This window comes from Streptomyces sp. NPDC127068 (assembly GCF_042724695.1).
Lineage (GTDB): Bacteria > Actinomycetota > Actinomycetes > Streptomycetales > Streptomycetaceae > Streptomyces.
In genome coordinates, this window is the sequence record NZ_JBHXEN010000093.1 from 1 (window position 1) to 17323 (window position 17323).

The 17323-nt window shown below is 71.1% G+C and carries 18 protein-coding genes; 8 read left to right on the plus strand and 10 right to left on the minus strand.

All coding sequences use genetic code 11. The features are described 5' to 3' along the window. Positions 1-581: 581 nt before the first annotated feature. Positions 582-1010, minus strand: a complete 429-nt coding sequence (locus tag ACFWIA_RS34160) for a YcaO-like family protein (RefSeq protein WP_387011158.1) — start codon at positions 1008-1010, stop codon at positions 582-584. Between the two features lie 5 nt (positions 1011-1015). Beyond that, positions 1016-1264: a hypothetical protein gene (locus ACFWIA_RS34165; protein ID WP_387011159.1), complete on the minus strand. Its 249-nt coding sequence runs from the start codon at positions 1262-1264 to the stop codon at positions 1016-1018. Between the two features lie 181 nt (positions 1265-1445). Between ACFWIA_RS34165 and ACFWIA_RS34170 the strand changes: the two genes are divergently transcribed. Both ACFWIA_RS34170 and ACFWIA_RS34175 read left to right on the plus strand, forming a co-directional pair. After that, entirely contained in the window at positions 1446-1739 is a 294-nt protein-coding gene (locus tag ACFWIA_RS34170) for a helix-turn-helix transcriptional regulator (RefSeq protein ID WP_387011160.1), read from the plus strand. 389 nt (positions 1740-2128) lie between these two features. Next, positions 2129-2575 carry a hypothetical protein gene (locus tag ACFWIA_RS34175; RefSeq protein WP_387011161.1) on the plus strand — a complete coding sequence of 149 codons (447 nt, stop codon included), beginning with the start codon at positions 2129-2131 and terminating at the stop codon, positions 2573-2575. A 441-nt stretch (positions 2576-3016) separates the two neighbouring features. Here the strand turns inward: ACFWIA_RS34175 and ACFWIA_RS34180 are convergent, their stop codons facing one another. Further along, on the minus strand, positions 3017-3445 hold the full coding sequence (locus ACFWIA_RS34180) for an ester cyclase (RefSeq protein ID WP_387011162.1): 429 nt from the start codon (positions 3443-3445) through the stop codon (positions 3017-3019). A gap of 310 nt (positions 3446-3755) precedes the next feature. On the opposite strand from ACFWIA_RS34180, the gene ACFWIA_RS34185 reads away from it, so the two are divergent. Together ACFWIA_RS34185 and ACFWIA_RS34190 are read left to right on the plus strand one after the other, a co-directional pair. Further along, a complete protein-coding gene (locus ACFWIA_RS34185; RefSeq protein WP_387011163.1) occupies positions 3756-4985 on the plus strand; it encodes an FAD-dependent monooxygenase in 1230 nt (409 codons plus the stop codon). A 10-nt stretch (positions 4986-4995) separates the two neighbouring features. Next, positions 4996-5676 carry a TetR/AcrR family transcriptional regulator C-terminal domain-containing protein gene (locus ACFWIA_RS34190; RefSeq protein ID WP_387011164.1) on the plus strand — a complete coding sequence of 227 codons (681 nt, stop codon included), beginning with the start codon at positions 4996-4998 and terminating at the stop codon, positions 5674-5676. A gap of 506 nt (positions 5677-6182) precedes the next feature. Here ACFWIA_RS34190 and ACFWIA_RS34195 read toward each other — a convergent pair. Further along, a complete protein-coding gene (locus tag ACFWIA_RS34195; RefSeq protein ID WP_387011165.1) occupies positions 6183-6323 on the minus strand; it encodes a hypothetical protein in 141 nt (46 codons plus the stop codon). A gap of 65 nt (positions 6324-6388) precedes the next feature. Between ACFWIA_RS34195 and ACFWIA_RS34200 the strand changes: the two genes are divergently transcribed. Then, entirely contained in the window at positions 6389-6565 is a 177-nt protein-coding gene (locus ACFWIA_RS34200; RefSeq protein ID WP_387011166.1) for a hypothetical protein, read from the plus strand. Positions 6566-6934: 369 nt separating this feature from the next. Continuing rightward, the gene (locus tag ACFWIA_RS34205; protein WP_387011167.1) at positions 6935-8035 is read left to right on the plus strand and encodes an ABC transporter substrate-binding protein; all 1101 of its coding nucleotides are present in this window, start codon (positions 6935-6937) and stop codon (positions 8033-8035) included. Positions 8036-8147: 112 nt separating this feature from the next. Here the strand turns inward: ACFWIA_RS34205 and ACFWIA_RS34210 are convergent, their stop codons facing one another. The 3 genes from ACFWIA_RS34210 to ACFWIA_RS34220 form a co-directional block, all read right to left on the minus strand. After that, positions 8148-8867, minus strand: coding sequence for an FAD:protein FMN transferase (locus tag ACFWIA_RS34210; protein WP_387011176.1), 720 nt, complete (start codon positions 8865-8867; stop codon positions 8148-8150). 22 nt (positions 8868-8889) lie between these two features. Next, positions 8890-9318: an FMN-binding protein gene (locus ACFWIA_RS34215; protein WP_387011168.1), complete on the minus strand. Its 429-nt coding sequence runs from the start codon at positions 9316-9318 to the stop codon at positions 8890-8892. A 67-nt stretch (positions 9319-9385) separates the two neighbouring features. Continuing rightward, the gene (locus tag ACFWIA_RS34220; RefSeq protein ID WP_387011169.1) at positions 9386-10672 is read right to left on the minus strand and encodes a ferric reductase-like transmembrane domain-containing protein; all 1287 of its coding nucleotides are present in this window, start codon (positions 10670-10672) and stop codon (positions 9386-9388) included. A gap of 231 nt (positions 10673-10903) precedes the next feature. Between ACFWIA_RS34220 and ACFWIA_RS34225 the strand changes: the two genes are divergently transcribed. Together ACFWIA_RS34225 and ACFWIA_RS34230 are read left to right on the plus strand one after the other, a co-directional pair. Next, positions 10904-11593, plus strand: a complete 690-nt coding sequence (locus tag ACFWIA_RS34225; protein ID WP_387011170.1) for a response regulator transcription factor — start codon at positions 10904-10906, stop codon at positions 11591-11593. Beyond that, positions 11590-13029, plus strand: coding sequence for a sensor histidine kinase (locus ACFWIA_RS34230; RefSeq protein WP_387011171.1), 1440 nt, complete (start codon positions 11590-11592; stop codon positions 13027-13029). Before ACFWIA_RS34225 ends, ACFWIA_RS34230 begins: the two co-directional genes overlap by 4 nt. 317 nt (positions 13030-13346) lie before the next feature. On the opposite strand, the gene ACFWIA_RS34235 is transcribed toward ACFWIA_RS34230, so the two are convergent. The 3 genes from ACFWIA_RS34235 to ACFWIA_RS34245 are packed head-to-tail and all read right to left on the minus strand — an operon-like array spanning position 13347 to position 17223. Beyond that, the gene (locus ACFWIA_RS34235; RefSeq protein ID WP_387011172.1) at positions 13347-15071 is read right to left on the minus strand and encodes an ABC transporter ATP-binding protein; all 1725 of its coding nucleotides are present in this window, start codon (positions 15069-15071) and stop codon (positions 13347-13349) included. After that, on the minus strand, positions 15068-16879 hold the full coding sequence (locus ACFWIA_RS34240; protein WP_387011174.1) for an ABC transporter ATP-binding protein: 1812 nt from the start codon (positions 16877-16879) through the stop codon (positions 15068-15070). The genes ACFWIA_RS34235 and ACFWIA_RS34240 overlap by 4 nt, the downstream gene beginning before the upstream one ends. Continuing rightward, the gene (locus ACFWIA_RS34245) at positions 16876-17223 is read right to left on the minus strand and encodes a hypothetical protein (protein ID WP_387011175.1); all 348 of its coding nucleotides are present in this window, start codon (positions 17221-17223) and stop codon (positions 16876-16878) included. The genes ACFWIA_RS34240 and ACFWIA_RS34245 overlap by 4 nt, the downstream gene beginning before the upstream one ends. Positions 17224-17323: the final 100 nt, after the last annotated feature.

The window sequence follows — 17323 nt, forward strand, 5'->3', positions numbered from 1 at the left end:
GACAGCTGCCCGATCCGGCCGGACGGTGCGGATGAGCAGACCATCCGAGCGACTGCCGACCGGGACAGTCCTCCGGGACGAACACCGCCGGGCCCCGTTCCCAGCGGACCCGGCCCATGACCGCGTCACGCAGCGGCGGGAGACGCTCATCGACGCCGCGCTGGAGGTGTTCGATGCCGAAGGGCGGTCAGGTCGCAGCGCACGTCGGGTCTGTGAGCAGCCGGGACTGACCCGTCGCTACTTCTACGAGAGCTTCGAAGACGTCGACGCCTTGACGGGTGCGATGTTCGAGCGGGTGACCCGCGAGGTGTGGTGCGCCGCCCGTGACGCGATCGCCGACACGGACGCGTTTCTGGCCGAACTCACCGGCCGGGCGGTCTCGGGCGGACTCGACGTGCTCACCGCGGTGCCCGCCAAGGGGCGGTTCCTCGTGGCCGCTCAGAACACCCGCGGCTGCGTGGGTGTGCACCGCGCCCGTGCCGTGGACGACCTGGCCGTGTTGATCGAGCCCTTGATCGCGAGAAGCTATCCGGACGACCGGCCCGCTGACCCGCGCGAGGCACGGGTCGTTGCGATCGCCGTCATCGGCGCGAACCTGCGGATCGTCGACAGTTGGCTCGGCGACGAAGTGGTCTCCTGGTGCGTGACCGCGGCGACCGCACTCCTCGGTGCGGCGAGAGGAGCCGGTCGAGGTGGCCCCGCGGCGTGCCCGGAGCCACCGTGTCCTCGTACGCCCTGAGTTCGGCCGAAGCCAGGGCGCTCGTGAAGTCCGACAGGTAGCAGGCGTGCAGCTTCGGGTACGGCCCGGTGTCGTCGCGCTGCTCGGGCAACAGGTGGGCGTACTGCTCGCGCAGGTGCATCGTGCTGTGGAGCTGGACGAGTTCGCTCACGGCCCGGGTGACGGCGTACCGGCGCGACAGCGAGGCACCCCACCCGCAGATCCTGGCCGGCTGCCCTTGCGGGGCGGGCAGGTAGGCCGTGTACGCCGGCACACCGAGGTCGCTGGTCATGTCGATCAGGTGGACCCGACGACCCGTGTCGCCTCGGCGAAGGCGAGGAGCGCGGCCACCTCGTCCGGCAGCGTCGCCGGGTCCACGACGGCCAGCCGCTCGGGACGCTCGCGGAGGAACTGGCCGATCAGCAGCAGGGAGAGCGCGTCCCGCTCCAGCAACTCGTTGATCGCGTGCACGGCGGGCTTCCACCGGGTCGGCGCCGGCGGCCCAGCCGTCCCCAGGTACTCGGGCAGGGAAAGGAAGAGGGGCACGAGTGCGTCCGGTCCAGCGACGAGCGACCGGTACGGCAGACATCCCAGCGACCGGTCCGGCGCCCGACCCAGAAGCTCGACGGCGATGTCGCGGACAACGGGCCCTCGGCGAGGACGTGGCCGCGCGCCAGCCGGATCTCCGCCGGGTCCAGTCCGTCCACACCGCCCCGCGCTGCGCCTCATGCACGGGAGCCCAGCCCGCTCCTGGACGCTTGCCGAACTCGCCCGCGCCGCGGCCATGTCCCGCACCGGCTTCACCCTGCGTTTCAAGGAGGTCGTGGGGGTTCCGCCCCTGACCTATCTGCGTGCCTGGCGGATGCGCTTGGCGCGGCGCGCCCTGTGGCGGGAGGACACCCCCGTTTCGGTCATCGCCTCCTCCTTGGGCTACAGCTCGGAGATTGCCTTCAGCAACGCCTTCGAGCGCACCACGGGCATGGCCCCCCGCCGCTACCGGGAGGCCGTACGGGCGAGTTGAACCGCCCGCCGTCCGCAGCGCCGGGCATGCCTGACCGACGGCCAGCCATCCTGTCGCGCCGCCCATCGGCTGAACGGACACCGCGGAGCGGCTCGACGAGGAGCGTACGCGCCGCGTCCCCGTTGAACCGGGCGTTCTGCTCAAGTAGGTGGATGAATTGATGGACACGGAATCCACGGGCATGGCGGCAATGAGTGGATCCGTTCCTGGAGTTGGCGCGAGGTGGTCCGGATCTCCTGTGCCGAGTCGTGGGGATGCGATATCACGACATCTTCTGAGTGGCGTCCCTGGTTACGGTAGTTGATCTATGTGGCTCGAAATGATCTGCCAAAGTCATCTTCATCGCCGCATGATGATCAAGTATTGAAAGTCCGTCAAAGGAGTTGGTCATGCAGGCGAACTTGGCGAAGAAGCTCGGGAGCACTCTGGGAACACTCGCTATCGTGGCCGCCGGGGTGTTGGTGTCCGCCACCCCGGCCGCGGCAGCTGAGGACAGTTTCAGCTTTACGTACACCAACCTCGTCAACGGCGATCCGATCATCGTCGCGAACAACAACAGCTGGGGTGGCGAGCCGGCCGGGTATGCCGAGTGGCGGGCGGACCCGAGCGGTGGTGCGCCCGGTGACGCGCTGACCGCCCGTGACGTGCTGCCGGACGGTTACGGAATCGAGGCCCACCTCAGCAACGGTCGTGTCGCGACGACTCGGGGGCACGGCTCCCCTTACAGCGTGACCGAGACCGGTAACCTGACCGAGGGCAGCACGTACACCATGAAGTTGTGCGTGGTGAAGGGCTCCTACAGCAAGTGTTCGATTGGCGTCACAGCGCGCGCCTAATCGCGTCACGCACGCACCCTTGGGCGGGGCGAAGGCGGTACCGGAGAATCCCGGTACCGCCTTTTCGTGTGCGGGGTTCGGCAGGGGGTGGGGTCCACCACATGCGCGAAGTCGTCGAGGCGATGTCCACCGTCGCTCCGACCTGGCCGGCACGATGAAGGCTGCCTTCCAATCCGGAGTGCTGGCGCTCGACCGCAGCGGACATGGCGGCGCCCCTATCGGCGACGGTGGCACACGTTCGAGGGGTGGCTTCCGTGGAACCGCCTCCGGCAGCCCACCCCACCCGCCACACTCCCGCTGCCCGGTGAGCACCACAGCTCGGGCAGCGAACTCCTGCTGGAGTACTGGCAGTCAGACAGCGGAGTGCCCGGAGGGCCCGGAGTGACGGAGGCGGTCGGTCCGACTGGGTCGCTGACACGTGACGGGTCGACCGGCCGGGGGTCAGCGGCCAGCGGGGGCGGGCGCGATCTGCTGCACGAGGCTGAGCACGTCCGGCGCGACCCACTCCTCGGCGATCTTGTCTCCCTCGACGCGGTAGACCTCGATGCTCCGGAAGCTGACCCGGCGGCCCGTCGCCTCGTACTGCTGGAAGGCGCCTCGGTGCATTCCCCGGAGGCGGACGAGCACCGTCACCTTGTCGCCGACGCTGAACATGTCCTGGACGTCGATCGTCAGGTCGGGGAAGGCGTCCTTCATGGCCTGGGCGCCCGCCCGCCAGGTCTCCCGCCCGTGCAGCGGATCAGGGGTCCCGGGGACGTTGGCGATGAAGTCCTCGGTCAGCAGCTGCTCGGTCAGGTCGAGGTCGCCGCTCTCCAGCGAGCGGTACGCGGTGCGGATCAGGATCATGTTCTTCTCGGCAGTGGTGGTCATCTCGGTGCCCTCTCGGTCTGGAGGATGGTCCTGTGCGTCCGGTGATGGGTCCGGCCCGGATGACCCCCAGGGGAAACCATGACCCCGCGACAAGGTCAAGAGGGTCGCCCGGGCCCGCGGTACGCCGTCTGCCCCTCACACCGTGAGCCTTCCCCTACGTCATGGTCCGCGTCGGGACCGGCGCCGCCTCCCTTGCTGCCGTCAACGGCCCGCGCGGTCGCCTCCATTGACGTGGTAACGGCGTTAACATTAGGGTGGCGATAACGGCGTTAACGATGCTGATCGTCTCGACCGTGAAGCGAGGGAACTGATGCAGCGACTCAAGGTTCTGATCTCCGGCGCCAGCATTGCCGGCCCCGCACTGGCGTTATGGCTGGCCGAGTACGGTGCGGAGGTCACCGTGGTGGAGCGGTGGCCCGAACTGCGCGCGGGCGGCCAACTGGTCGACCTCCGTGGGGTCTCACGCGAGGTGATCCGGCGGATGGGTGTCGACGCCGACGTCCGGGCCGCGAGTGAGGACAACTTCGGCCTCTCCTTCGTCGACCGCCGAGGGCGTGCGCGGGGAACGCTCAGGTCCGACCAGTTCGGTGGCGACGGGCCGGTCGCCGAGATCGAGATCCTGCGCGGCAGCCTGTCGCGGGTGCTCCACGAACGGTCGCGGGACCGCGTCGACTACCGGTTCGGCGACCGGATCACCTCGGTGCGCGACGAAGGGGCGAAGGTCCGGGTCGAGTTCGCGTCGGCATCCGCCGAGTCGTTCGACCTGGTGGTCGGAGCCGACGGTCTGCATTCGGAACTGCGGGAGATGCTGTTCGGCCCCGAGAGCCGGCACGTGCGGCACCTCGGGATGTACGTGTCCTTCTGGACCGCTCGCAACCACCTGGAGCTGAAGGACTGGACGGCTCTCTACAGCGAGCCGGGCAGGTCGATCGGCATGCGGTCCATCCTCGGGAGCAGCAAGACGATGGCCTTCTTCACCTTCCGCGCGGGACGCCCCTCGTACGACTGGCGTGACGTGGAGGCACAGAAGCGCATGGTCCGGGCCCGGGGGTACGGCATGGGGTGGGAGGCCGCGGCCCTGCTGTCGCAGATCGAGACGGCCCCCGACTTCTACTTCGACACCTGTAGCCAGGTGAACCTCCCCGCCTGGTCGACCGGACGCGTCGGGCTCCTGGGTGACGCGGCCTCCTGCGCTTCGCCCCTGTCGGGCCACGGCACGACCATCGCGATGGTCGGCGCGTACGTCCTCGCCGGCGAACTGGCCCGCACGCCGGACGACGTCGCGGGAGCCTTCGGCCGGTACGAAGCCGCACTGCGCCCCTGGGTCGAGCGCATCCAACGGTCGGCCCCCGGCCAGGGCAGGGTGATGACACCCGAGACATCGCACGGCATCGCCCTGCGCAACGGAGTCACACGACTGGTCAGCCACCTCCCCGGCAAGGCGCGCCTCCTGCGGAACCAGGCCCGGTTGTCCCATGCGATCGTCCTCGACGACTACTCCCAGCACCTGGTGGGAGCCGATCGCTCCCGAGGTCGATAACATCGTTAACATGTCGACCGTTCGCCCGGGGCTCCCGCCCGGCCCCACCAGTGCCCCGCCACCCGCTGACCGCGCCCGCGCCCTGGTGGCCGCGGCTCGGCACATCGTCGACGCCGACGGCCTCGAAGCGCTCACCATGAGGCGCCTGGCGGACGCCCTGGGGCTGCAACTCCCCGCCATCTACCGCGTCTTCAGCAACAAACAGGCGCTCCTCGACGAGATGGCGGAAGCGATCCTGGGGGAAGCCCTGCCGGATCGCCACGGGGACTGTTGGACGGCCGAGGTCGCCCTCCTCGCCGGACAACTGCGGCGCGCCCTGCTGGCGCAGCGCGACGGCGCCAGGATCGTCGGCGGCAGCTACACGTCGAAGCGGAACACGCTGACTTACGCGGAGCGGTTCGTCGGGGTCATGCGGCAAGCCGGCCTCGACGGCACCGCCGCTCTCTGGGCGACCTCCACGGTCTTCTGCTACGTCCTGGGCGAAGCCCTCGAACAGCAGGGCCCCAGCGCGGGCGCCCTCGACGGACTCGACCCCACCACGGGGCGCACGACCTACCCCCACCTGTTCACTACGCCCGTCGAGCAGCTCGTCAACTTCGACGACCGCTTCACGTTCGGGCTCGACCTCCTCCTCGACGGACTCCGCGGGCGGGTCCACTCCGCGAGCGGCAATGAAGGGGCCGCGGGCTAGGCCCCGTTGGCCGGGGCCCTGGTGGCCGGTGTGCCGGCACGCATTCCTGTGCCAGTGGTCGAGGGCGCGGCGCGTAGAGCCTCCCGTCCTGCTCTCGGACCGTGAACGCTCTGGGGAACCGGTCCCCGGGTGGTCATCGGTCGGGCGTGGGCTACGGGGCCGAAGGAGATCCGTTGGCGCTCCTCGAACGTCCCGCTGCCCTCACCGACTTGCAGCGCACCGAGTCCCACGTTTTTCCCCAACGCATTCCACTGGCCCAGCGGCTGCAGGCGACGTTCGCCTCCCGGATCACGAGCCTGCCCGCACCGACCAGGCATCTGCTGCTGGTGGCGGCCCTGGAAGGCAGTGGCAACCAGCTGATCGTGCGCCGGGCGGTGGAGGGGCGGTGCGACCTGAAGCACCTGGCCCCCGCCGAGCGGCTCCAGCTCGTGCGCATCGAAGAGGCCACCGGGCGACTGACGTTCCGCGGTGGTGGAACTGTCCACCAGCGACCAGCGCCGCAGCGTTCACCGCGCACTCGCGGAAGCCTGGAACGGCGTCCCCGACCAGCGGGCCTGGCACCTGGCGCAGGCGCGGTGGAACCCGACGAGCAGATCGCCGGTCTCCTCGAAGACGCCGCCGGCATCAGCGCCCGGCGCGGTGGCCACCGCCCTCTACCTGCTCAACAGCTACGGGACGTGGACACCGCCCATCGCCTGCTGTCCGCCGCCCGGTGCCGCGGTCCCGCCGGTCCTGCCGCCGAACGTGGACGCGGCCGGCGGCGCGGTTTCCCACGCCGGCCTGGCGGACCAAGCTCGCCTGGTACCTCGTGGCCACCAACGACCGCATGATCCCGCCGCCCGCGCAGCGCGCGATGGCCAACCTGATCAAGCGGGCCGCCCTCGGCTGATCACACGCGGCGACCGCACACCGGCGGCGGGGCCTTCCCGCCCGCCGCCGTCAGGGCCGCCTGCTCGCCGTACTGCTGACGCTCGGCTGCCTGTCCGGCCCCGTCCCGCCAACCGGGGGCACCACCGACGCGACCCACCCCGAAACCGCAGATCGGCCGTGACCGCCGGCAGGGCGCCGCGGCGCTGGGTACCGTCCGAGGGAATTCCTGAGGGGCTCGTTCTCGAATGCGAGTGCGCAGCCAAGGTCGGGTTGGCTATCAATGACCTGTCGATTGCCTTGAGTTCGGAAACGCTGTGACAGGGTGGTCACGTCAACAGAATGACGCCCCCGCTCGCCGGGGTTGCTCAGGGAGTCAACGGAGGGAACATTGAACAGTCGTGATCCGATGACGCGTGGAATGGGGCGCCGCGGCATCCTGAAGTACACCGCGGTCGGCGCGATGGGGATAGGCGCCTCGGCATTCGCGCAGAAGAGTGCCTTCGCGGCGTCGACGGCGGTCGACGGCGATTCGGCTCGACACCTGGAGCAGTTGTACGGGGATGCGCTCGACGAGGGCGGCAAGCTCGTCGTGTGGGCCGGCGGTAGCTCCCCTCAACAGGAGGCCCGGACCCGCGAGGCGTTCGTCACCGCCTTTCCCGGGATCGACGCCGTCTTCACCGTCCGCTACAGCCCTGTCCAAAGTGCCCTAGTCAACAGGCAGTTGGCCCTGGGGGGCTTGGAGCCGGACCTCGTCCAACTACAGACCCTCTACGACTTCGACCGCTGGAAGGCTCAGAACGCGCTCCTGCCGTACCGTCCCCCGGGCGCCAAAGCGGTGTTCCCGCAGTACCGGGACCCCGACGATGCCTACATCGGCATCGCGGTCCGTTCGTTCGGCCGCGTGAGCAACAGCGCCCTCCTCTCCGATGCCGAGGCGCCGCGGGACGCCAGCGACTTTCTGGCACCCGCGTTCCGCGACAGGATCGTCATTTCGGACCCCACCGCGGAAGACGCCATCCTGTTCGCGTTCCACCTGGTGACCCAGAAGTACGGTCTGCGATTCATGGAGCAGTTCATGGAGCAGCGGCCGCTGATCGTCGCGAACGCAGGGGCGACCACGGCGTCGCTGGTCAGCGGCCAGCGCACCGCGACTCTCGCCCACATCGCGTCGTTGGCGCCCGTCCCGGGACAGCCCCTTCGCTACGTCGTGCCGCGGACGGACCCCTTCATGAGCTGGCCGCAAACGGTGGCGATCCTCCGGAAGGCGCGCCATCCGGCGGCGGCGAAGCTGTACGTCGCCTGGCAGATGTCCGTGGAACGTCAGAGCGCGGGCCTGCAATGGCCGACCCGCCGCGACGTTGCGCCTGCCACCGGGTGGAAGCCGATTACCCAGTACAACAGCCGGTTGAACGGATTCCGTGAGTTCCTGCGGGATCGCGCTGAGGTGGAACACTACCGGGCATTGATAAAGACCTTCGTCGCCCCGTAGCCAATCCCATCGAGATCCCCCCTGGAATGACCGGCACCGTGCACCGGGAATGCGCCGCGTGGGCTGATCCCTTCTGGGAGTCGCCGCGGATCCGACACTTCGGAGATCCTATTCAAGGGGTACCCACCGGGGCGCGTGGCGTGGGTAGCCCCGCCGTGCGCAGGACCTTGCGGGCCGTGTCGACGGCGAACACCTCGCAGTGCGGGCGCCCGGCCGCCCACGCAACACCGTCCGCACCCAGCGCGAACGCCGCTGTCGCCGTCGCGTCCGCTTCCGTGAGCGTCGGTGCGACGACCGTGACGGCCAGCAGACCGATGGCGGGGCGGCCGGTGCGGGCGTCGAGGATGTGGGCGCCGCGTTCGTAGTGGCCGGACGTGGCGACAGCCGCATCCGTCAGCTCCAGCACCGCGCAAAGCCGGCCGGCGTCCTCGGGGTGACGTATGCCCACCTTCCAGGGGCCGCCGCCGACGACCACGTCGCCACCGGCGTTCAGGCAGAACCGTCGTACGCCGGCTGCCGTCAGCAGTTCGGCGGCGAGCTGGACCGACCAGCCCTTGACGACCGCGCACGGGTCGAGCCCCCGGCCCGGCACACGCACGTCGAAGGCGCCGCCACTCGCTCGCCGGTACTGCTCGCACAGTTCCAGGACACGGGCGAGGTCGGCGCTGACGTCGGCGGTGCCCAGCTCCCCCCGGTTCAGGCGGGACACCTCGCTGTCGGGCCTGAACGGGCTGAACCGTGCGTCGGCTTCCCGGAGCCACGCGAAGACCGCGTCCGCGGCCCCCGCAGGGAAGCGCGTGTCGTCGATGCGCAGGGAGACCGGCAGGCCCATGACGTGTTCGACTCGGATCACGTCAGGTGCCGGTCCTCTGGTCGAGGGCCGCTTGGAGGGATTCCCTGTAGCCGTCGCTGGTGATCGTCGCCCCCGTCACCGCGTCGATGTCGGCGCTCTGGGCTTCGAGGGTCGCCTCGATCAGTTTCGGTAGGGCTGCCGTGGTCTGGGGGTGCGCGGGAGCCTTGAGGGCCTTGACCGCGGTGATCCTGCCAGCCGTCAGCGTCACCTCGACCTGTACGTCACCCTTCTCGGTCGGGATCGTCGCCCCGGCGATCACCCGGGTGCCGGAGGAGGCCGAAGGGGGAACGGAGACGTCCGACGAGGGCGCGGACGGGGCCTCCGCCGGGCTCGGCGGCGCCTGGGCGGACGTGGCGATCGAGGGTGTGTACCGCCAGACCGGGATCAGGGCCGCGACGGACAGGACCAGGACGGGTAGTGCTCGTCTCACGTGATGTTCCCCTTCGTCTGCTGTACTCGGTCATCCGGCGAGCTCGGTCATGGGGCGACCAGCTCGGTCATCGGGCCAGGCTGAAGCGTTCGTAGTGGATCTGCGGCTTGGGTACACCGAGCGCGCGCAGACCACGCAGCACGGAGCGGGTCATGCCGGGCGGGCCGCAGACGTAGACGTCGCGCTCGGTGAGGTCGGGGACGAGCGCGGACAGTGCGTCCGGCGACAGCGGGTCGGGGTCCGGCGGGCCGCTGATCACATGCAGCGACGCACCCTTGGCGGCGGCGATTTCCCGCAGTTCGTCGTAGAGGACCGCGTCCCGGGCGGCGGACACACGGTAGACGAGCACGGCATGGCCGTGCAGGTCCTCCAGGAGCGCGCGGATCGGGGTGATGCCGACACCGCCCGCGATCAGCAGGGTGTTCGGACGGGTGCGGTGGAGGGTGGTGAAGGCGCCGTAGGGGCCTTCGGCGAACACGCGGGTCCCCGGCTCCAGCCGGCGCAGGGACGCGGACCCCGCGCCGGACGCCTTCACCGTCAGCCGCAGACGGGCGCCGTCCGGGGCGGCCGACAGCGAGTACGGGTTCGCCTGCCACCAGCGGTCCTTCGTCATGAACCGCCAAAGGAAGAACTGGCCCGCACGGGCGGGGAGCCGGTGCAGGTCACGCCCCGTCACATGGACGGAGACGACGTGATCGGACTCGGGCACGACGGCCGACACCCGCAGCCGGTGCCGGAGGTTGCGCTGGAGGGGGAGCACGACGCGGCCGGCGAACACCGAGCCGAGCGCGCAGCACCACAGGCCGTACCAGTACGCGGTGGCGGCCGACGACGTGGTGAACGTGGTGCCGGCCGCGACCTGGTGGGTGAAGGCGAGGACCACCGCGACGTAGGTGTAGAGGTGGATGAAGTGCCAGGTCTCGTAGGCGAGTCGGCGTCGAGCCCAGCGGGCCGAGGCTCCGCCGACGACCAGGATGAGGACCATGGCGACGACCGCCCGCAGCACGCCCTCGGTGGTCTCGGCCAGGTCGATCAGCTGGTCGACCGGGTCGAGCGAGGACACCTGGGCATAGCCGAAGGTGATGAAGACGCCGTGTCCGACCAGCGACCACAGCAGACCGAAGCCGGTGACGCGGTGCCAGGCGGTGAGCCGGTCCATGCCGATGCGGCGGTCGAGCCAGGGCAGCCGGGCGACCAGCAGCAGTTGGAAGGCCATGAACAGGGCGCCGTAGAGGCCACAGAGACGACCGAGCACGATCAGCGCGTTGGACGCGAAGCCCGCCTGGGAGAAGAAGTACCCGACGGCCACCGCGTTCCCGCCGAGCAGGGCGTACAGCCCGGCTCTGGCCGCCACCCGGGGGCGCAGCACAGAGGAGCGAACGGGCGAAGCCGGTGCGGGGGGCGGCGGTGCGGACGTCGAAGGGACTACGGTCACGGGCCGGAACCTCCTGGATCGAGTCGGTGGAGAGAGCTTGACCGCTGGGACCTGTCGATTCCCTGTCAGGGGACTTTCAACTCCGTGTCGAAGTGCCCCGGCACGGATCGGCAGGGCCGCGCTGCCGTCCGCGTGCCGCAGGATGGACGGGTGGACAAGATACGAGTGCTGGTCGTGGACGACGACCCGGCGATCGCCGACCTCGTCGCGACGGTCGCCCGCTACGAAGGCTGGGATGCGGTCACGGCCAACTCGGGCCGGGAAGCGCTGCGGTCGGCCGCCGGCCGTCCTCCGGACATCGTCGTCCTGGACCTGATGCTGCCCGACCTCGACGGCTTCGGGGTGCTCGACGGGCTGCGCGCAGCCGGGACGATGGTGCCCGTGGTGTTCCTCACCGCGCGCGACACCGTCGCCGACCGGGTCGCGGGGCTCACCCGCGGCGGTGACGACTACCTGGTCAAGCCGTTCGCGGTGGAGGAACTGATGGCCCGGCTCCGCACCGTGCTGCGGCGCAGCACCGGACCGGGGTTCAAGCGGTCCTTCCTACGGGTCGCCGACCTGACGATGGACGAGGACACGAGGGAAGTACGGCGTGGGGAATCCCCGTTGACACTGACCCCGACCGAGTACGACGTGCTGCGCTACCTGATGCGCAAGTCCCCGACCGTACTCACCAAGGCGCAGATCCTCGACCACGTGTGGGAGTACGGCTTCGGCGGTCGCTCGAACGTCGTCGAGCTCGTCGTCAGCAGGTTGCGCCGCAAACTCGACGCGACCGGCAGTCCCCTGATCCACACCGTGCGCGGCTTCGGCTACGTGGTCAGGCAAGCAGCCGAATGAGCGCACGGCTGCGCCACACGTACCGCAGGCTCCGCCTCGGAACCAGGCTCGCTCTCGGCCTCGGCGTGCTCTCGCTGGTGGCGTTCGCCGTCGTCGGCACGGCCCTGACCGCGTACATGCGCGACTACCTGGGACACCAGCAGATCGCCCAGCTGAAGCTGGTGCAGAACGTACAGGCCAAGGACGCCGCCGAGAACGGCACGCTCACACGTCAGCCGTACTACGGGTGGTACACGGCTGTGTACGACGTCCGCGACGGCGCTGCGGCGCTGCGCCGACCGGCCGATGTGCCGGACGACATCGAGGAGTTCACCGCCCTCGCCCAGAAGCGCGCCGACACCACCCGCGATGTGACGAGCACCGCGCAGGTGGGAGGAAAGGGCGCCTACCGGCTGCGGGCCTGCGAGGTCGTGCCCGGGGTCGTCCTGGTCAGCGCCGCCCCGATGGCGGAGACCGAGGACACGATGGACCAACTGATCACGGTCCAGGTGATCGCGTTCACGGTCGCCCTGCTGGCCCTCGTCGTCTCCGGACGGTTCCTGCTGCGGCGCGGTCTGCAACCGCTCAGCGACATGGCGCACACGGCACACGGCATCGCCTCGCACGACCTCACCGAGTCGGCGGCCCGGCTGCCCCTGCGTGCCGACCGGTCCGGTGGCGGCCCCGAGGTCGAGGAACTGCGCACCGCCTTCAACACGATGCTGGAACACATCGACGACTCCCTGGCCGTGCGCGCCGAGGCGGAGCAGAGGCTGCGTCGGTTCGTCGCCGACGCCTCACACGAACTGCGCACCCCCCTGATGTCGGTGCGCGGCTACGCGGACCTGTTCCAGTACGCTGCCGCCAACGTCCCCGAGGAACGCGACAAACACCTCGCCCGGCTCCGTTCCGAAGCCGCCCGCATGGGCGTCCTCCTCGACGACCTGCTGCTGCTCGCCCGGCTCGACGCCGCCGAGGTGGACGCGTCGCTGCGCCTCGAACCGTGCGATCTGGCGGACCTCGCCCGGCAGGCCGCCGACGCCTTCCGCGCCGCCCACCCCGGCCATCCGCTGGTCCTCGACATCGGGCCCCGACTGCTGCCGCTGAGCCTGGACCCCGTCCGGTTCCGCCAGGTGCTCGACAACCTGCTGACCAACGGGGCCGTCCACACACCCGAGGGGACACGTGTGTCCATGACGGTGGCTTCGACGCCGGTGTCCGCCCGGGTGGTCGTGGCCGACACGGGGCCCGGCATCACGGACGCCGACCAGCGCCGGGTCTTCGACCGCTTCTACCGCGTCGACAAGGCCCGCAGCCGGGAGAGCGGCGGCAGCGGCCTCGGCCTCGCGGTGGCCCGCTCCCTGGTGGCCGCGCACGGCGGCACCTTGACCCTGAGCAGCGAGCCGGGTGCCACCGTCTTCGTCTTGGAGCTGCCGCGCGTGGAGCCGGCGCCGTGACCGGCGTGGACGCATCCGGCGAAGACGCTCGGGGCGCTCGACAACCGCGAGGCCTTCGCCCGGGTCCACCCCGCCGCCGCGCTGGACGCGGTGGCCTGACATCACGTCACCTACCGCTGATCGGTGATCTCGGACGAACAGCGCCTTGGGGGCGCCTACGCGGCCGTGGACGCCTCCGATACGTTCAGCCGTACCAAGCGGGAGGCTGCCCCCCGAGGACTGCCACGTGCCCTCGGCGACGATCCGGCCAGCCTGTTCGGGGCGACCACGGCAGCGGCCGACACGTACGGGCTCTTCTGTCATCCACGCGGACGGGCTCATCCGGTGCCGGTGAGATGCCAGGCGGCGGCCTGGCGGCGCAGGTCGACGAAGCGGCTGTAGACGCCGCCGAGCCGCAGGAGTTCCGCGTGGGAGCCGGACTCGGTGACACGGCCCCCGTCCAGCACCAGAATCCGGTCGGCGCCCTCGACGGTCTCCAGCCGATGGGCGACCACCAGCACCGTGCGGTCGGCGGCAAGCCGGGTGACGGCCTGCTGGACCAGCCGCTCGTTCACGGCGTCGAGTGAGGAAGTGACCTCGTCCAGCAGCACGATCGGGGCGTCCTTGAGCAGGGCACGGGCGATCGAGACCCGCTGCCGCTCGCCCCCGGAGAGTGTGGCCCCGCCCTCTCCGACGCGGGTGTCGAGGCCGTTCGGCAGCCGGGCGGCGATCTCGTCGACGCGGGCCAGCCGGACCACCCGGTCCAGCTCGTCGGGGCCGGCACCGGGCCGGGCGCGCAGGATGTTCTCGGCGATGGACTCCTCGAAGAGGTACGGGTGCTGGGAGACCAGGGCGATCTGGCTCAGCAGCCGCTCGGTGCCCAGCTCGCGCACGTCCCGGGCGCCGACGAGCACGGCGCCGCTGTCCGGGTCGTGGAAGCGGGCGATCAGGGAGAGCACGGTGGACTTCCCGGCGCCCGAGGGCCCGACCAGCGCGGTCAGCGTGCCGGGCTCGGCGCGGAAGGACAGCGTGTGCAGGACCGGACGGCCCGGGGTGTAGCCGAAGCTCACCTCACGGAACTCCACGGACGGCGGCCCGGAGGCCGCGGGCCGGCCGGGCTCCGGCAGCGGCGGGATGTCCAGTACCTCGCGGAAGCGCCGCAGCCCCACGGTGGCGATGCGCAGGCCGCCGGCGACCTCGGCCACGGCCGTCAGCGGCTCCACGAAACGCACGGCCAGCACCATCACGGCGATCAGCACCGCGACGTCACCTCCGCCGCCGAGGGCGAGCATGACGATGAGGGCCAGCACCGCGGTGAGTACCGTCTGCAGGGCCAGGAAGAGCGGCGCGGTGGCCGCCGAGTTGCCCAGGACCATGCTCCGGGCACCCGCGTCCTGGTCGGTGAGGGCCCGGTCCAGAGGAGCACCGCCGCCACCGTAGGCCCGTAGCACCGGCTGCTGTCGCGCGTACTCCAGGACCCGCTCGGAGGCGCGGTTGGTGCCGGCCTCCCAGGTGTCTTCGACGCGCTCGATGACCCGGAGGTAGAGACGGTAGGCGAACAGCGGCAGCGGGGCGCCGAGCAGCAGGGCGAGCCCGATCTGCCACTGCACGGCCAGGGTGACGACGATGATGGTCGCCGGGGTGGCCACCGCCGCCACCACCGGGGCCACCAGGTGGGCGGGGGCGGTGGCCACGTCGACGGCGGTCTTGGTGACCAGCCGGTTGACGGTCGCCGCGCGCCCTTCGGCGAACCATCCCAGCGGGATGCGGGTCAGCGCTTCGCCCAGCCGGGCGTGGAGCAGCCGCAGCAGGGCGCTGGAGAGCTCACCGGCGTGGCGGTGGTTGCGCAGCATCACCGTGTGGTGGGCCAGTACCAGGCCGGCCAGGACCGCGGCCCAGGTCCACACCGCGTCCCAGTCGTCGGTGAACAGTGCGCCGAGCAGCGGGATGAGGGTGCAGCCGGCGAGCCCCTGGAGGACGGCCGCCGCGCCGACGCGGATCAGCAGGGCGCGCAGCTGGCGGCGGCCCGCCGGGTCGAGCAGGGCGAACAGGGAGCGGATCATCGGTTCGACAGCTCGCTTTCGGTGGTGTCGTCGGGCCGCTGGGGCTCTTCGCCGCCCTGGTGCGCGGCCCACAGGGCCCGGTAGTGGGTGCCGTTCTCCAGCAGCTCCTCGTGGGTGCCCTGTTCGACGATGCGGCCGCCGTCGAGCACCGCGATGGTGTCGGCACCGCGTACCGTGTGCAGCCGGTGGGCGATCACCAGGAGGGTCCGGCCCGCGCTGAGCGCACTGAGCGCCTGCTGGATGGCCGCCTCGCTGTCGGGGTCCACCGCCGAGGTGGCCTCGTCGAGGACGAGCAGTGGCCGGTCGGCGAGGAGGGCACGGGCGATGGCGATGCGCTGGCACTCGCCGCCGGACAGGACGGCGTCGTCGCCGATGACGGAGTCCAGGCCCCGGGGGAGGCCTTCGACCACCTCGGTGAGCCGTGCCGCGGAGACTGCGCGCAGGACCTCGGTGTCGTCGGCGTCGGGGCGGGCCAGCCGGATGTTGTCCCGGACGGAGATGCGCAGCGGCGTGGTGTCCTGGAAGACGAAGCCGATGTGGTCGTAGAGGTCTTCGAAGGAGAGTGCGCGCAGGTCGGTGCCGCCCAGGGTGATCCGTCCCGCGGACGGGTCGTGGAAGCGGGCGGCCAGCTTGGCGAGGGTCGACTTGCCCGACCCGGAGGCACCGACGAGGGCGGTCACGGTTCCGGGGCGGAGCGTCAGGTCGATGCCGCGCAGGGCGGCGTGGCCGCCGTAGTCGAAGTCCACGGACTCCAGGCGCAGGGCGGCGCCGGCGTCCGGTGCGGCGGCAGGCTCGGCCGGTGCGGGGAGCACGGACTCGGCGAGGATCTCCCGGACCCGGGCGGCGGCGCCCCGGGCCGCGAGCAGGGCGTGGTAGTTGAAGCCGACGGCGAGCACCGGCGCGGGTATCGCCAGCCCCAGGACGACGAAGGGCAGCAGCTCCGCAGGACCGCCGAGGTGTCCGGAGTGCACCAGGGCTCCCCCGGCGAGCACCGTGGTCAGGAGCAGGGTCATCGGCGAGAGGGCCAGTTCCATGAAGGTCGCCCCGGCGGAACTGGAGCGCATCCAGTCCCGGTGGCGGTCGTCGAAGTCCTCGGCGGCCTCCCGGTAGGCGTCGTGGGCCCGGCCGAGGGTGCCGAACGTCTTGACCTCGGTGATGCCGTCGGTGAACTGCACGGCGGCGGCTCCGAGGCGTGCCTGCGAGCCCGCGTACTCGATGAGCTTGTGCGTGGTGCCCCGGGTGGCGATCTTGAGGCCGAGCATGCCGGCCGCCACCGGGACCAGGGTGATGACGGTCATCAGCGGGTCGGTCAGCAGCAGGTAGCCGACGATCACGGCCGGCACCACCAGCGCGGTGGTCAGCTCGGTGACCGAGTGCGCCACCAGGTGGTGCAGGGCACCGACATCGTCCTGGACGGCCTTCTTCACCAGGCCGGAGTTGCGCTGGGTGAACCAGCCCAGCGGCACACGGCCCAGGTGGCCGACGACCCTGCGGCGGAGCAGGGACCCCAGTCGCACGTCGGCCAGGTGGGAGACGGTGGAGGCGCACAGCAGCAGCACCAGCCGCAGGGCCAGCGCGGCGGCGGCGACGGCGACGGCGGCCCATGCCCCGCCCTCGTCGACGGGGCCCCCGGTGAGACCGGGCAGCAGAGTCCGGGCGAGTTCCACCAGGCAGACCAGGGGCACCACCGAGGCCACGGCGGCCACCGCCGAGCACAGCGCGGTGAGGACGAGCCGGCCCAGGACGGGGCGCAGCAGGGCACCCAGCGTGGTGGGTGCGGGCGTCGGTTCGGGGGGCGGCACGCTCACCGGGCGGCTCCGTCTCGCTGGACCGGGCCCGGGCGGGCGCCGGTGTCGTGCGGCTCGCGGAGGTGGGCGGGGGTGAACACGGCGAGGGCCGCGAGCACCACGGTCCTGCGCGCGGTGGAGGCCACGAGCAGACCGGCCACAGGAATGACGGCCGCGACGGTGAGGGAGGGGACCGTCACCAGTTGGCCGGCCATCGCCTCGGAGACCGAGAGGCCGGCGGCGACCTCGGACAGGATGCCCGCGATCACGTGGTCGTCCGTGGAGAAGGTGAACATGGTCAGGAAGAGCACGGCGAGCCACAGCGGTATCGCCGTGCTCTTCCTCTTCGTCGTGTCGGTGGCCATCGCCGGCTGATCGTCTCCTCGGCCTGTCGTCTCGGCTGGTGGCGCGGTGGGCCCCCCGGCGCGGGGGGGGCGCGGGGGGGGGGGGGGGCGCGGGCGGGGC

What these genes read in the sequence shown, in the direction of transcription:
- ACFWIA_RS34160 (WP_387011158.1), bottom strand. Translation starts at nt 1,010, where the DNA reads ATGACCAGCGACCTCGGTGTGCCGGCGTACACGGCCTACCTGCCCGCC.
- ACFWIA_RS34170 (WP_387011160.1), top strand. Translation starts at nt 1,446, where the DNA reads ATGCACGGGAGCCCAGCCCGCTCCTGGACGCTTGCCGAACTCGCCCGC.
- ACFWIA_RS34175 (WP_387011161.1), top strand. Translation starts at nt 2,129, where the DNA reads ATGCAGGCGAACTTGGCGAAGAAGCTCGGGAGCACTCTGGGAACACTC.
- ACFWIA_RS34180 (WP_387011162.1), bottom strand. Translation starts at nt 3,445, where the DNA reads ATGACCACCACTGCCGAGAAGAACATGATCCTGATCCGCACCGCGTAC.
- ACFWIA_RS34185 (WP_387011163.1), top strand. Translation starts at nt 3,756, where the DNA reads ATGCAGCGACTCAAGGTTCTGATCTCCGGCGCCAGCATTGCCGGCCCC.
- ACFWIA_RS34190 (WP_387011164.1), top strand. Translation starts at nt 4,996, where the DNA reads ATGTCGACCGTTCGCCCGGGGCTCCCGCCCGGCCCCACCAGTGCCCCG.
- ACFWIA_RS34210 (WP_387011176.1), bottom strand. Translation starts at nt 8,867, where the DNA reads ATGGGCCTGCCGGTCTCCCTGCGCATCGACGACACGCGCTTCCCTGCG.
- ACFWIA_RS34230 (WP_387011171.1), top strand. Translation starts at nt 11,590, where the DNA reads ATGAGCGCACGGCTGCGCCACACGTACCGCAGGCTCCGCCTCGGAACC.
- ACFWIA_RS34235 (WP_387011172.1), bottom strand. Translation starts at nt 15,071, where the DNA reads ATGATCCGCTCCCTGTTCGCCCTGCTCGACCCGGCGGGCCGCCGCCAG.
- ACFWIA_RS34245 (WP_387011175.1), bottom strand. Translation starts at nt 17,223, where the DNA reads ATGGCCACCGACACGACGAAGAGGAAGAGCACGGCGATACCGCTGTGG.